We start from the raw sequence: 14067 nt of genomic DNA on the forward strand, positions 1-14067 counted from the left end.
CGCTCCGCGTCACTGCATGTTGATGATCACCGCTTCCTGCCACTGCCGCGGCAGGCGCTTGGAGGTTTCCTCCCAGGCCTTGGCGTCCTTGATCGGCTGGGCCTTGGCGTACTGCTCGTTGGGCAGCAGTTGGGCCTTCACGTCGTCCGGCAGGGTCAGGCTCTCGGCGCGGATCGGTCGCGCGTTGCCCTTGGCCAGGTTGATCTGTCCGGCGTCGCTGAAGATGTACTCGCGGGCGAGCTTGGCGGCGTTCGGGTGCTTGGCGTACTTGTTGATGATGGTGGTGTAGCCGGAGATCACCGAGCCGTCCGAGGGGATCAGCACCTCGAAGCGCTCCGGGTCGATCTGCTGGCGGTAGCTGAGGCCGTTGAAATCCCAGACGATGCCGACTTCGACCTCGCCCTTTTCCAGGGTGGCAATCACCGGGTTGGTCAGCGACAGGCGGCCCTGCTTGGCGATCTTGCCGAAGAACTCCAGGCCCGGCTTGATGTTCTTCTCGTCGCCGCCGTTGGCGATGGCCGCGGCGAGCACCCCATTGACCGCCTGCGCGGCAGCGCTGACGTCGCCGATGGTGACCTTGTACTTGCCCTGCAGCAGGTCGGCCCAGCTGTGCGGTACGTCCTTCACCAGTTGTTTGTTGACGATGAAGGCGATGGTCCCGGTGTAGGCGAGCGCCCAGTGGCCGTCCTGGTCCTTGGCCCAGGCCGGGATCTGTTCCCAGGTGCTCGGCTTGTACGGCTGGCTGACGCCCTGCTGCACGGCGATGGGGCCGAAGGCGGCGCCGACGTCGCCGATGTCGGCGCTGGCGTTGTCCTTCTCGGCCTTGAACTTGGCCAGCTCCTGGGCCGAACTCATGTCGGTATCCATGTGCTTGAGCCCATACTTGCTCTCAAGGTCCTTCCAGGTGTCCTTCCAGTTCGCCCAGCTGTCGGGCATGCCGACGCTGTTGACCTGGCCTTCCTTGCGCGCGGCCTGTTCCAGCGCCTGCAGGTCCGCTTCAGCGGCCAACGCCAGGCCGCTGCCGAGGGCGATGGCGGTTCCCAGCAATGAAGCAAGCATGCGTTTCATTCGGTGCTCCTTCGTTCGAGAGGTTCGGTCGGGCAGCCTCGGGAGTTCTCGACGCTCCTTCGGGCGGGACTGCCGCGGGTGTGGTCTAGATCAGCAAGACCCAGGCCAATCTAGAGCCGCTGGATGACGGTTTCATGTCAGCTAGCCGCGCCTGGCATCGCCGCGGCTTGCATCCGCAGAAGCGTAGACCATGCTTAAGCCCTCGATTCCATGGGCGTCGGGCGCTTCCGGGAAGACCGCTGTCTTGTGCCTGTCACGTCCACGTCATCTGGGTTTCCTAGCATCGGACGAGCCGGAGGCGCAGGGCGGGCCGGTGGAAGTGCCCCTGATTGGGGCTGGACTAGACCAATAAGGAAGCAGTCGATGCGTGACGAAGCGCTACCCACCGTAACGGCGATCTGCCGGGCGCTCAGCGAGCAGATCGGCCATGGTCTGCTGCCGGCGGGTGGCAAGCTGCCGGCCGAGCGCAAGCTCAGCGAGCTGTTCGCGACGACCCGGATCACCCTGCGCGAGGCGCTGATCCAGCTGGAGTCGCAGGGCCTGATCTACCGCGAGGAGCGCCGCGGCTGGTTCGTCTCCCCCGAGCGGCTGGCCTACAACCCGCTGGTCCGCAGCCACTTCCATGCGATGGTCAGCGAACAGGGCCGGGTGCCGGCGACCGAGGTTCTGTCGGCCCGGCAGATGCCGGCGAGCGCGGCGGTCTGCGAGCTGCTGGAGCTGCCGGCGCTGTCCAGCGTCTACCAGATCCGCCGGGCGCGGCGGGTGGACGGGCGGCTGGTGCTGTATGTCGAGCACTACCTGAACGCGCAGTACTTCCCCGGAATCCTCGGCCACGACCTGACCCGCTCGCTGACCGAACTCTATGCCAGCGAGTACGGCATCCACTATGGGCGGGTGCGTTTCGACATGGTGCCCACTGCACTGCATGCCGAGGCTGCGGCGCCGCTGAAGGTGGCGGTGGGCAGCCCGGCTCTGCGCATCAGCCGGATCAACCGCGACCAGCGTGGTCGGCTGATCGACTGCGACCTGGAGTTCTGGCGCCACGACGCCATCCATATCAGCGTCGAGGTACCGCAGTAACGCCACGCGTCGACGACCTGCGGCACCTTCTGCGAGGATGGGCTCCCGGGAAAAGGAGCCCTCGCGTGTTCATACTGCCGATTTCGTCCGACCTGCACCTGGAGCTGCTCGACCAGCCGCGCGCCGAGGAACTGTTCCGCCTGGTGCGTGCCAACAGCGAGCACCTGGCGCCCTGGATGCCGTGGGTGCCACTGACGCAGAGCGCGGACGATACCCGCCGTTTCATTGGCGAAGGCCAGCGGTTGTGGGCGGAGCGCAGGAGTTGCCGCTGCGGGATCGTCGAATCCGGATGCCTGGTCGGCGTCATCGACCTGCACGATTTCACCGAGGACAGCCGCAGCGCCAGCATCGGCTACTGGCTGGCGGCGTCCGCGCAAGGGCGCGGGCTGCTCGCCAGGGCGCTGGGGAAGACGATCGAGCTGGGTTTCCTTGGCTACGACCTGCAGCGCCTGGTGATCCGCTGTTCCACCGAGAACCTGCGCAGCCAGCGCGCCGCCGAGCGCCAGGGCTTCCGGCGCGACGGAGTGATCCGGGCCAACGAGATCATCGCCGGGCGTGCCCACGACCATGCGATCTACACGCTGTTGCGCAGCGAATGGCACGCTGCGCACGCCTGAGTGGCCCCGGGCGAATGCCCGGGGCGTGAGCGCGGCTGGCGCTCAGGGCAGCTCGCTGCTGGCGTAGAAGGCGCCGAGCACCTTGACCAGGTGCGCCAGGTCATGGCTGCCGGCCAGCTCGCGAATCGAGTGCATGGCGAAGGTCGGCAGGCCTATGTCGACGGTGCGCACGCCGACCTGGCTGGCGGTGATCGGGCCGATGGTCGAGCCGCATCCCATGTCGCTGCGGGTCACGAAGCTCTGCACCGGCACTTCGCTGTCCTGACAGAGGTGGCGGAAGAAGCCGGCGGTTTCGCTGTTGGTGGCATAGCGCTGGTTGCTGTTGATCTTGATCACCGGACCGCCGTTCAGCGCCGGGCCATGGTTGGCGTCGTGCTTGTCGGCGTAGTTCGGGTGTACGCCATGGGCGTTGTCGGCCGAGACCAGCAGCGAGCGCTGGATCGCCCGGCTGAAGGCGTCGCCTTCCGGCAGCAGGCGGCGCAGTACCTGTTCGAGGAACGGACCGTCGGCGCCGCAATGCGAACAGGAACCGACTTCCTCGTGGTCGGTGCAGACCAGGATGCAGTTCTCGTCGCCTTCGGCGTTGAGCAGAGCTTCCAGGCCGGCGTGGCAGGACAGCAGGTTGTCCAGGCGCGCCCCGGCGATGAACTCGTCGTTGAGGCCTACCACCGCGGCGGACTGGGTGTCGTAGAACGACAGCTCGTAGTCCAGTACCACGTCGGCGGTGATGCCGTGCTCGCGCAGCAGCTGTTCGTCGAGCAGCAGGCGGAAGTCGGCGGCCTCGCCCGGCGCCAGTTGGGCGATGATCGGCGGCAGTTCGTTCTGCGCGTTGATCGGCCAACCCTCGTTGGCGGCGCGGTTGAGATGGATGGCCAGGTTGGGGATTACCGCGATGGCCTTGCGGAAGTCGACCAGGCGGCTTTCCAGCTTGCCATTGGCGCGGAAGGTGACGCGCCCGGCCAGTGACAGGTCGCGGTCGAACCAAGGGGCGAAGAGGGCGCCGCCATAGACTTCGACGCCGAGCTGGAGGAAGCCGTTGCGAGCGATCTCCGGGTTCGGCTTGACCCGCAGGCAGGGGCTGTCGGTGTGCGCGCCGACCAGGCGGAAGCCGCTTTCCAGGGGCGAGCGACGGCCCAGGCGGATGGCGATCAGCGACGAGTCGTTACGGGTCACGTAGTAGCGGCCGCCGGCTTCGGTGTGCCAGGCGTCGCGCTCGTCGAGGCGGCGGTAGCCGGCGGCTTCCAGGCGGCGGGCGAGGCTGGCGGTAGCATGGAAAGGCGTGGGCGAGGCCTTGAGGAAATCGATCAGGCCCTGGTTGAGTTCTGCGCGCATAGTGGCTCCGGACGGCAATCCATGCAGTCTATCGTATTGTCCGACGGGGTTCAGGTCGTTGGCGGCGGGGCCGGCCAGAAAAAGCGGAAGCTGGTCGTTGTATGGCAAGACGGGGTACCGGAAATCGGCGGGCGGCGTCCCGGCGGGGAAGGCTCAGAACGGCGCCGGCGACTCGAAGCGCAGGCGTTCGCCGCTCTGCGGATGGGTCAGGCACAGCAGGCTGGCGTGCAGGCACAGGCGTTCGTGGGCGGCGAGGGCTTCGGGGTTGGCGTAGAGGCGGTCGCCGAGCAGCGGATGGCCGATGGAGAGCATGTGCACGCGCAACTGGTGCGAACGGCCGGTGATCGGCGTCAGCTCGACCCTGCTCCAGCGCTCATGACGCTCGACCACACGCCAGAAGGTCAGGGCGTGGCGGCCGTGCTCGAAGTCCACCACGTGACGCGGCTTGGTCGGCGGGTCGTAGCGCAGCGGCAGTTCGATGCGCCCGCTGTCCAGTTCCGGCAGGCCCCAGCAAAGGGCGGTATAGGCTTTCTCGGTCTCGCGGTCGTGGAACTGGCGGGACAGCTCGCGGTGGCTGTCGGCGTCGCGGGCGAGCACCATCAGGCCGGAGGTTTCCCAGTCCAGGCGGTGGACGATGCGGGCCTCGGGATAGCCGTTTTCCTGCAGGCGGGTGACCAGGCAGTCCTTGTTGTCATCGGCGCGGCCGGGCACCGACAGCAGCAGGGTGGGCTTGTCGACCACCAGCAGGGCGTCATCCTGGTGAACGATTCGAATCTGGGACAGCGGCATAGCGAACGGGCTCATCGCCGGGAGGCGGCAGGGAGCCTGGCGGGCAGGCTCGGTGAAACGACTGCGGCGGCCAATGGCCGCCGCAGTATGGACCCTGGGCGAATCAACGATCCGGCAGGGTGATGTTGAGTTCCAGGATCGAGCAGTTGCCCTGGTTCTCCAGTTCCACCTGGATCTGCTCCTGGTCGATCGGTACGTACTTGCGGATCACTTCCAGCAGGTCTTTCTGCAACTGGGGCAGATAATCCGGCTGTGCGCGCTGGCCACGTTCGTGGGCAACGATGATCTGCAGTCGTTCTTTCGCGATGGAAGCGCTGTTCTGCGATTTCCGACTGCGAAAGAAGTCTAAAAGGCTCATTCACGTCCTCCGAACAGTCTTTGCAGGAATCCTTTCTTCTGCACATCGAGGAATCGATGCGGTATTTCCTTGCCGAGCAGGCGGTCGACCGCATCGCTGTACGCCTGGCCGGCGTCGCTCTGCTCGTCGAGGATCACCGGCACGCCCTGGTTCGACGCCTTGAGCACGGCCTGGGATTCCGGGATCACCCCGAGCAGGCGGATGGCGAGGATCTCCTCGACGTCGTCGACGCCGAGCATCTCGCCCTTGGTGACGCGCTCCGGGTTGTAGCGGGTCAGCAGCAGGTGTTCCTTGATCGGCTCCTCGCCTTTCTCGGCGCGCTGCGACTTGCTTGCCAGCAGGCCGAGCATGCGGTCGGAGTCGCGTACCGAGGAAACCTCGGGGTTGGTCACGACGATCGCTTCGTCGGCGAAGTACATGGCCAGGTGGGCGCCTTTCTCGATGCCCGCCGGGGAGTCGCAGATGATGTATTCGAAGTCCTTGCGCAGCTCGGCCATGACTTTCTCGACGCCTTCCTTGGTCAGGGCGTCCTTGTCGCGGGTCTGGCTGGCGGCCAGGACATGCAGGTTCTCGAGGCGCTTGTCCTTGATCAGGGCCTGGGTGAGGGTAGCCTCGCCGTTGACGACGTTGACGAAGTCGTACACCACGCGGCGTTCGCAGCCCATGATCAGGTCGAGGTTACGCAGGCCGACGTCGAAGTCGACGATGACGGTCTTGAAACCGCGCAAGGCCAGGCCGGTGCCGATAGCTGCGCTGGTGGTGGTTTTACCGACGCCACCCTTACCGGAAGTGACTACGAGAATTTTGGCCAAGGTGATTCACCCCAATGAAAAACGTAAGAATTCTGGTCCCTGAAAGTGGCGGCAGTATCCGTTAAAGGCGGGTGATGTTCAACACGTCACCCGACAGGCTGACGTGCACTGCCTTGCCCCACTGCGGGCTGCGTCGCAGGTCCTCCGCGACCTTGTAGTTACCGGCGATGGAGACCAGTTCGGCGGCCAGCTGCTGGCAGAAGATTCGCGCCGTGGCGTCGCCTTTCACGCCGGCCAGTGCGCGTCCGCGCATCGGGCCGTACACATGGATGTTTCCGTCGGCGAGAAGTTCCGCGCCGGGACTGACCGCGGCCAGCACGATCAGGTCGCCGCCGGCGGCGTAGATCTGCATGCCGCCGCGCACCGGAGTCTTCACCACCTTGGTCGGGCGGCTGACGGGCTCGGCGGGCTTCTCTTCCGCCTTGGCCGGCTCGGGCCTGGCTTCACCGGCGCTCGGGCTGGGCTCTTCGGCAGGCTTGCGCGGGGCGCTGTCCTTGATGTCCAGCGGTCGTTCGCGGGCGCCCGAGGGCGGCAGCACCGGCAGGTCCAGGGCCTGGGCGGCGGCGATGTCCTCCTCGCGCCCGGCGCGGATCGCCAGGGTGCGCAGGCCGTGGCGGCGACAGACCTCGAGGAGCGCCGGCAGGTCGAGGCGGCCTTCGCCTTCGGGCAGCTTGTCGAGGGCCATGACCAGGGGGGTGTCGCGGAAGAAGTTGGGCGCTTGCGCCACCTTGTCGGCGAGTTGCCGTTCGAGCCTCGCCAGGTCGTTGTGCGCCAGTTCGAGGATGGTCACCGCGAGCATGCTGCCCTTGAGCTGGAATACGGGGTCTTGATCGAGGAGGTCGGCTTGGCTCATGGGGCTTGTCGGTCGTTGAATTGCAGGGACTTATAACGAGAACGCCGGATGCCCGCAAGCGTGGCAGATAGCCGGGGCGGCATCGATCGGCAACGCGGCGTCCCGCCGGGACGGCGGGCAGGGTAGAATGGCGGGCTTTGATCGTCGTCGGAACCGTCCATGGATCGCCCCCGTTTCTCCAGCGCTTTCCTCCATCCCCGCTACTGGCCGCTCTGGTTCGGCCTGGGGCTGCTCTGGCTGGTGGTGCAGTTGCCGTATCCCGTCCTGCTGATGCTCGGCCGTGGCCTGGGGGCGCTGATGTACCGCTTGGTCGGCTCGCGCCGCGAGATTGCCGCGCGCAACCTCGAACTGTGCTTTCCGGAAAAGTCGCCCGCCGAACGCGAGCGTCTGCTGAAGGAGAACTTCGCCTCCAGCGGCATCGCCTTCTTCGAGATGGCCATGAGCTGGTGGTGGCCGAAGGCGCGCCTGGCCCGTCTTGCCCATATAGAAGGCCTGGAGCATCTACGCGAGGCCCAGGCCAAGGGCGAGGGGGTGATCCTCATGGCCCTGCATTTCACCACCCTGGAGATCGGCGCGGCGCTGCTCGGCCAGGTGCACACCATCGACGGCATGTACCGTGAGCACGACAACCCGGTGTTCGACTACATCCAGCGCCGTGGCCGCGAGCGGCATAACCTCGATGCCACCGCCATCGAGCGCGAGGACGTGCGCTCGATGCTTAAGGTGCTGCGTGGCGGCCGCGCCATCTGGTACGCACCGGACCAGGACTACGGCGCCAAGCAGAGCCTGTTCGTGCCGCTGTTCGGCATCCCGGCGGCCACCGTCACTGCCACTACCAAGTTCGCCCGCCTGGGCCGGGCGCGGGTGTTGCCGTTCACCCAGAGCCGCCTGGCCGATGGCAGCGGTTATCGCCTGACCATCCACCCGCCGCTGGAGGACTTCCCCGGCGAGAGCGAGGAAGCCGATTGCCTGCGGATCAACCAGTGGGTCGAGCGTTGCGTGCGCCAGCAGCCCGAGCAGTACCTGTGGGCGCACCGGCGTTTCAAGACCCGCCCGCCAGGTGAAGCCAAGCTCTATCCGAAACGGCGCAAGCGCTGAGGACGGGCATTCCGGACGCGCGCGGGGTCTGGCTATACTCGCCGCAGTTCATGACGGAAGCCCCGCTGTGTCCGATCCCCTTGCCCCACGTCCGCCGCTCACCGGCCTGATCCTTTCCGGGGGCGGTGCCCGCGCGGCCTACCAGGTCGGCGTCCTGGCCGCCATCGCCGACCTGCTGCCGGACAGCGCCGGCAATCCTTTCCCGGTCATCGTCGGTACCTCCGCCGGCGCCATCAACGCCGTTGGCCTGGCTTGCGGCGCCCTGCAATTCCGCCAGGCGATCCAGCGCCTGACCGCGGTCTGGCAGGGATTCCGCACCGAACATGTCTATCGCAGCGACTGGCCGGGCGTGACCCGCCAGGCCTCGCGCTTCCTCGGCCATAGCCTGCTCGGCCTGGGGCGGCGGGTGCCGGTGGCGTTGCTGGACAACCGGCCGTTGCATGAGCTGCTGGCACGTGAGCTGGATTTTTCCGGGATTCATGCGGCGGTGCGCCAGCGCCAGTTGCGCGCGGTGGCGGTGACCGCGTTCGGCTACGAGTCGGGGCAGGCGGTGACCTTCTACCAGGGGCGCGCGACCATCGATCCCTGGGTACGCCATCGGCGCCTGGGCATTCCCACCCGCCTGGAGCTTCGGCACCTGCTGGCCAGCGCGGCGATCCCGCTGCTGTTCCCGCCGGTGCGGATCAACCGCGAGTACTTCGGCGACGGCGCGGTGCGTTCCCAGGCGCCCATCAGCCCGGCGTTGCACCTGGGCGCCACGCGGGTGCTGGTGATCGGCGTCAGCGGCAACCCGGCCACCGGTGGCGACAGTGCCATGACCGGCCTGCCGCCGTCCGACCGACCGCCGAGCCTGGCGCAGATCGGCGCCCACCTGTTGAACAGCACCTTCATCGACAGTCTGGAAGGCGACATCGAGCAGTTGCAGCGGATGAACCAGATCGGCCAGTTGGTGGCGCCGGAGGTGCGCCGCCAGGCGGGTGGGCTGGAGCCGGTGGAGGTATTGCTGGTGTCGCCGAGCCGGCCGCTGGACGAGATCGCCGCGCGGCACTACCGGGAGCTGTCGCGGGTGCTGCGGCTTTTCCTGCGCGGTCCCGGAGCGACCCGCGCCAGCGGGGCGGGGGTATTGAGCTACCTGTTGTTCGAGCGCGGCTATTGCAGCGAACTGATCGAACTGGGCTATCACGATGCGATGGGCAAGCGGGCGGAACTGGAGCGCTTCCTGCGGATCGAGCGGTAAACCTTATTCAGGACGGGACAGGCGGAAGGAAAAAGCCGCCCCGAAGGGCGGCTCGCGCACGGCTCAGACGGCCAGGACACCGTCGCGATAGTCGCGTAGCGCCTGCTCGATTTCCTCGCGGCTGTTCATCACGAACGGACCGTACTGGACGATCGGCTCGCGCAACGGCTTGCCGGCAAGAACCAGTACCCGCGCGCCGGCTTCGCTGCGCAGGCTCAGTTCCCCTTCTTCGGACAGCCGAGCCAGGCGATTGGTGGCGATTTCCACCGGGCGTTCGCCTTCCACCGTCAGGCTGCCTTCGTAGACGTACAGCAGCACGCGATGGCCGTCCGGCAGGCGCGGGGCGATGCGGCCGCCGGCAGGCAGTTGCAGGTCGTAGTAGTGCGGCTCGGTGTCCGGCCTTTCCACGGCGCCGATCTGCTGCGCCTGGCCGTCGTCGAAGCGACCGGCGATCACCGTGACCTTCACGCCTCCGGCGGTTTCCAGGCGCGGCACGTCTTCCGGCTCGATATCGCGATAGCCGGCCGGAGCCAGCTTGCTCTTCGCCGGCAGGTTGACCCACAGCTGGAAGCCACGCATCGCGCCTTCCACCTGTTCCGGCATCTCGCTGTGGATGATGCCGTGGGCGGCGGTCATCCACTGTACGCCGCCGGGCTTGAGCAGGCCGCGATTGCCGAGGTGGTCTTCGTGGCGCATACGCCCTTCGAGCATGTAGGTCACGGTCTCGAAGCCGCGGTGCGGGTGCGAAGGGAAGCCGGCGACATAGTCGTCCGGGTTCTGGGTATCGAACTGGTCGAGCATCAGGAACGGATCGAAGCGTTCCGGGGACGGGCCGCCGATCACGCGGGTCAGGCGGACGCCGGCGCCATCGGAGGCGGGGTGGCCGGTATGCAGTTCGAGGACATCACGGTAGCGGGTCATGGGAACCTCCTGGTTCGTGTATGGCTCGATGATAGTCCTCTCTGGTCGATATATGGTTGCGAGTTTTATGTAATTCCTATCGATTTATTGAATCGTTATGAGGAAAAGAAACCGCCGCACAGGGCGACGGTTCTTCGTCTCACTCGGCGATCTGCAGCTTGCGCGCCTCGGTATAGATGTAGCGCAGTTTCTCGTACTCGAACGGCGAGTTCATCTGGCCGTAGCGGAAGCTGGTGTTGTAGCGCCTGTCCACCACGCGCAGGGCGGTGATCTCCGGGTGGTCGCCGCTGGCCTGGGGAACGTTGAGGTAGTTCACCTGGTATTCGCCGACGTAGTCCACCACCAGTCCGCCGGTGTCGCGCAGGTTGGACGGGCCGAGGATCGGCAGCATCAGGTAGGGGCCGCCGCCCACGCCGTAGAAGCCGAGGGTCTGGCCGAAATCCTCGCTGCGCTTGTGCAGGCCCATCTTGGTCGCCGGGTCCCACAGGCCGAGCACGCCGAAGGTGGTGTTGAACAGCAGCCGCGCGGTGGTTTCCATCGCCGCCTTGCCCTTCAACTGGGCGAGGTTGTTCAGCAGGTTGGGCACGTCGCCGAGGTTGTCGAAGAAATTGCTCACGCCGCTGCGGACGAAGTGCGGGGTGACGTACTCGTAGCCTCGTACCACGGGCAGGAACACCCACTCGTCGAAGCGATAGTTGAAGTGGTAGACCCGGCGGTTCCAGGATTCCCAGGGATCGTACATGTTCAGTGCGTCGAGAGTGGCGCGCTCGAATTCGCGTTGATCCAGGCCGGGATTGAACTTGAGTTGGTCCAGTGGACGGCTGAAACCGTCGCCGTCGAGCTGGCGTGGCGGCAGTTCGGCCGGCGCGGCGGCCTGGTCGGCCTGGGCGCTGGCGGCAGCGCTCAGCAGAAGGGCGAACATCCAGTGTGCGGTTCGGCTCATCGATCAGTTTCCTGCCTGCTGGGTGAGGGCCGCGCTGGCGACCTGGGTCTGTCCGGCAGCGGGCGTGGCGAAGAAGTCCAGCATGTCCTGCGCGTTGACCTTGTAGTTGAGGTTGCCGCAGTGACCGCCATAGGGATAGACGGTCAGGCGTTCGCCGAAGGTCCGGCGGAGGAAGCCGAGGTCGCCCGGGCCGAGGATGACGTCGTCGGCGTTGTGCATCACGGCGATCTTCGGGCTGTCGTGCAGATAGTCCTGCAGCTTGTAGAGGCTGACCTGGTTGACCAACTGGGTCAGGCTGCCGCCGTCGTAACGGGCTCGCCACATCGGGATCAGTTGCTCAGTCATGTAGCACTCGAAGTCGCACTGCAGCGCGCGCTTGAAGAAGGGCTCCAGGCTGGTGCCTTCGTTGATCGGGTAGTTCGGCGGGGTGATCAGGCCGCGACGGTTGACCAGGTCCGAGGTGAAGGCGATGTCGGCGGCGGAGAAACGGAACGAGGTGCCGATCAGCATGGCCATTTCCTCGTTGCTCAGGCGCTGCTTCGACTGCTGGAAGTCGTAGAGCATGGCGTCGTTGATGTCGACGTAGCCTTTCTGCCGGAAGTAGCGGGTCAGCTTGCTCAGCACCACCTCGTAGAAGGTGCGCGAGTCGGTGATGCCCTTGACCTGGGTTTCCACCAGTTTGTCGAGGTTGCTCACCGAGGTGTAGAGGTTCACCGGTGGATTGAGCAGCAGCACCTTCTTGAAGTTGAAGCTCTGGCGGCTTTCGTCGAGGTGGCTGACGAACGCGGCGTTCAGCGCCCCCAGGCTATAGCCGGTGAGGTAGTAGTCGGTCACCGGCAGGTCGCGCTGCTGCGCACGCACCGCCTGCATCACCCGGTACAGGTCATCGGCGTCGTCGCTGGAAAAGCCCGGCGTGGCGAAGCGCGAGGCGCCGGCCATGAAGTCCCAGCTGGTCGGCGAGGACAACTGCACCACGTGGTAGCCGGCCTGGTAGAAGAGCTTCTTCAGGTATTCCGGGAAGCTGCTGGCGTAGTGGGCGCCAGTCCCGGCAATGATGAAGATCAGCGGCGCTGCATGATCCTGGCGGGCCAGGCGGTAGCGCAGCTTCTTCACCGGCCAGAAGTTGTCCGGCAGGGCGAACTCGCGCTCCGGGCGCAATTTCAGGCTGTAGTCCTTCTGGTCGATGTCCTCGCTGTGCGGAAGCTCGGGACGCAGTTCCGGCGGCGTGGTGGCGATGGTCGCCTCGAACGGGTTGGTCAGTGGATAGCCGTAGCTCGCGGCGTCCACGTCCCGGGCCTGCGCCAGATTGGCACAACCGAGGGCGAGGCCGCCGAGCAGGGCAGCGAAACGGAGGAAGTGGGGCATCGGGGGAATCCCTTCGAGGGAAAAGTACTGAGTGAATATACTGCCGCTATGACAACTGCAAGCCTCAGTAGTGCAGTGGGTTATTGCAGCCAGCGTTCCAATCGGTCTTTCCCGCCTCTTGCCGTGCCTCGCGAATATCCCTTCAGGCGTGGCGGTGCAGCCAGCCGTGGGCGCTAGCCGGGCGCGGCGCGCCGTCTTTCTCGAAGCGTTTCCAGATCTTCTCGTGGAAGTAGAAACCGACCGAGTTGCACAGCGGCTCGACCGCCGCCACCAGCCCGCCGACCGCTATGCTGCCGGTCAGCGCATAGGCCACGCTGAAGGCGATGATGAAGTGCATGACGGTGAAGGTCAGGGTCTTGAGCATGGCTGTCCTCCTTTGATCGAGAATCATTCCTCTTTGGCGAAAGCCTATCCAGGCGCTCGGCCAAGCGGAAATCGGCCTGTCCAATCGAGTGCATAGAGCGCTTCGATCGCACTGTCTCGGAGCACATCCGCAGCGTGCCGCAGCGCAGTTCGAGGCATGTCGTTATCGGGTGCGATGGGTGTCGTTCTCAGAGCAGTCCGCCGTCCGGGCGCGCCGATGATGGACGGCGGCACCGCAGAGTGCCGCGACCGCCGGGGAGCGTCCCCGTCGGCATAGAACAAGGGGTACGTCTGATGCGAATGATGCGACGACTGTTGTGCTGGAGTGCGGGCCTGGCAATGTCGGCGGCGGTGGGGATGGCGGCCGCGGCGGACAAGCCGGTGATCACCATCGGTTACGTGGACGGCTGGTCGGACAGCGTGGCGACCACCCATGTGGCCGCCGAGGTGATCCGCGAGAAGCTCGGCTACGAGGTGAAGCTGATGCCGGTGGCGGCGGGGATCATGTGGCAGGGCGTGGCGCGCGGCAAGCTCGATGCCATGCTCTCGGCCTGGCTGCCGGGCACCCACGGCGCCTACTACGAGAAGATGAAGGACAAGGTGGTCAACCTTGCCATCAACTACCCGGACGCACGCATCGGCCTGATCGTCCCCGAATACGTGAGCGCCAACGGCATCGCCGACCTCCAGGCGCAGAAGGACGCTTTCGGCGGCCGCGTGGTGGGCATCGATGCCGGCGCCGGGGTGATGATCAAGACCGACGAGGCGATCAAGCAATATGGCCTCGACTACAAGCTGGTGGCCAGTTCCGGCAGCGGCATGATCGCCGAGCTGACCCGTGCCGAGAACGAGAAGAAGCCGGTGGTGGTGACCGGCTGGATTCCGCACTGGATGTTCGCCAAGTGGAAGCTGAAGTTCCTCGACGATCCGAAGAAGGTCTATGGCGATACCGAGCATGTCGACACCGTCGCCAACCCGGCGCTGGAGGCCAAGGCCAAGCCGGTCTGGGAATTCCTGAAGAAGTTCGGCTGGAAGGATGGCAACGAGGTTGGCCAGGTGATGCTGGCGATCCAGGAGGGCGCCAAACCCGAGGATGCGGCGAAGCAGTGGGTGGCGGCCAACCCGGGACGGGTCAAGGACTGGGTGCAGTAGCACGGCTGGTTCGATCGGGGAACGCCGTGCCCGGGCAACCGGGCACGGCGTTTTTCCTTGCCGAAGGCTGGCTCCGGAA

At 66.0% G+C, this 14067-nt stretch carries 15 protein-coding genes; 5 read left to right on the top strand and 10 right to left on the bottom strand.

Annotated features, from left to right (window positions below):
* Positions 1–9: 9 nt before the first annotated feature.
* Positions 10–1068, bottom strand: a complete 1059-nt coding sequence (locus tag LT948_RS21350) for an ABC transporter substrate-binding protein (RefSeq protein ID WP_003091586.1) — start codon at positions 1066–1068, stop codon at positions 10–12.
* A gap of 363 nt (positions 1069–1431) precedes the next feature.
* Here LT948_RS21350 and LT948_RS21355 point away from each other — a divergent pair, with 363 nt between their 5' ends.
* Together LT948_RS21355 and LT948_RS21360 are read left to right on the top strand one after the other, a co-directional pair.
* Positions 1432–2148, top strand: a complete 717-nt coding sequence (locus LT948_RS21355) for a UTRA domain-containing protein (protein WP_003091585.1) — start codon at positions 1432–1434, stop codon at positions 2146–2148.
* Positions 2149–2213: 65 nt separating this feature from the next.
* On the top strand, positions 2214–2765 hold the full coding sequence (locus LT948_RS21360) for a GNAT family N-acetyltransferase (protein ID WP_009313721.1): 552 nt from the start codon (positions 2214–2216) through the stop codon (positions 2763–2765).
* 42 nt (positions 2766–2807) lie between these two features.
* On the opposite strand, the gene LT948_RS21365 is transcribed toward LT948_RS21360, so the two are convergent.
* The 5 genes from LT948_RS21365 to minC form a co-directional block, all read right to left on the bottom strand.
* The gene (locus tag LT948_RS21365) at positions 2808–4097 is read right to left on the bottom strand and encodes a M18 family aminopeptidase (RefSeq protein ID WP_003091583.1); all 1290 of its coding nucleotides are present in this window, start codon (positions 4095–4097) and stop codon (positions 2808–2810) included.
* A gap of 153 nt (positions 4098–4250) precedes the next feature.
* Positions 4251–4886 carry an RluA family pseudouridine synthase gene (locus LT948_RS21370; RefSeq protein WP_003091582.1) on the bottom strand — a complete coding sequence of 212 codons (636 nt, stop codon included), beginning with the start codon at positions 4884–4886 and terminating at the stop codon, positions 4251–4253.
* Positions 4887–4989: 103 nt separating this feature from the next.
* On the bottom strand, positions 4990–5244 hold the full coding sequence (gene minE, locus LT948_RS21375) for a cell division topological specificity factor MinE (RefSeq protein WP_003091581.1): 255 nt from the start codon (positions 5242–5244) through the stop codon (positions 4990–4992).
* Positions 5241–6056, bottom strand: coding sequence for a septum site-determining protein MinD (gene minD / locus LT948_RS21380; protein WP_003091579.1), 816 nt, complete (start codon positions 6054–6056; stop codon positions 5241–5243). Before minD ends, minE begins: the two co-directional genes overlap by 4 nt.
* A 61-nt stretch (positions 6057–6117) precedes the next feature.
* Positions 6118–6909, bottom strand: a complete 792-nt coding sequence (minC, locus tag LT948_RS21385) for a septum site-determining protein MinC (protein ID WP_003114802.1) — start codon at positions 6907–6909, stop codon at positions 6118–6120.
* 159 nt (positions 6910–7068) lie between these two features.
* On the opposite strand from minC, the gene LT948_RS21390 reads away from it, so the two are divergent.
* Positions 7069–8007 carry a lipid A biosynthesis lauroyl acyltransferase gene (locus tag LT948_RS21390; protein WP_003091577.1) on the top strand — a complete coding sequence of 313 codons (939 nt, stop codon included), beginning with the start codon at positions 7069–7071 and terminating at the stop codon, positions 8005–8007.
* Positions 8008–8074: 67 nt separating this feature from the next.
* A complete protein-coding gene (locus LT948_RS21395) occupies positions 8075–9244 on the top strand; it encodes a patatin-like phospholipase family protein (RefSeq protein ID WP_003091575.1) in 1170 nt (389 codons plus the stop codon).
* Positions 9245–9307: 63 nt separating this feature from the next.
* On the opposite strand, the gene LT948_RS21400 is transcribed toward LT948_RS21395, so the two are convergent.
* From LT948_RS21400 to LT948_RS21415, 4 genes are all read right to left on the bottom strand, one after another.
* Positions 9308–10165 (bottom strand): pirin family protein, encoded by an 858-nt coding sequence (locus tag LT948_RS21400; protein WP_003109175.1) that lies wholly within the window; start codon positions 10163–10165, stop codon positions 9308–9310.
* A gap of 139 nt (positions 10166–10304) precedes the next feature.
* The gene (locus tag LT948_RS21405; protein ID WP_004351060.1) at positions 10305–11108 is read right to left on the bottom strand and encodes an MlaA family lipoprotein; all 804 of its coding nucleotides are present in this window, start codon (positions 11106–11108) and stop codon (positions 10305–10307) included.
* Between the two features lie 3 nt (positions 11109–11111).
* The gene (locus tag LT948_RS21410) at positions 11112–12473 is read right to left on the bottom strand and encodes an alpha/beta fold hydrolase (protein WP_031685568.1); all 1362 of its coding nucleotides are present in this window, start codon (positions 12471–12473) and stop codon (positions 11112–11114) included.
* Positions 12474–12615: 142 nt separating this feature from the next.
* On the bottom strand, positions 12616–12837 hold the full coding sequence (locus tag LT948_RS21415; protein ID WP_003091551.1) for a DUF2061 domain-containing protein: 222 nt from the start codon (positions 12835–12837) through the stop codon (positions 12616–12618).
* A 293-nt stretch (positions 12838–13130) separates the two neighbouring features.
* Between LT948_RS21415 and LT948_RS21420 the strand changes: the two genes are divergently transcribed.
* On the top strand, positions 13131–13988 hold the full coding sequence (locus LT948_RS21420; protein ID WP_021265067.1) for a glycine betaine ABC transporter substrate-binding protein: 858 nt from the start codon (positions 13131–13133) through the stop codon (positions 13986–13988).
* Positions 13989–14067: the final 79 nt, after the last annotated feature.

The organism is Pseudomonas sp. CP-1, from assembly GCF_021213715.1.
Classification (GTDB): domain Bacteria; phylum Pseudomonadota; class Gammaproteobacteria; order Pseudomonadales; family Pseudomonadaceae; genus Pseudomonas; species Pseudomonas aeruginosa.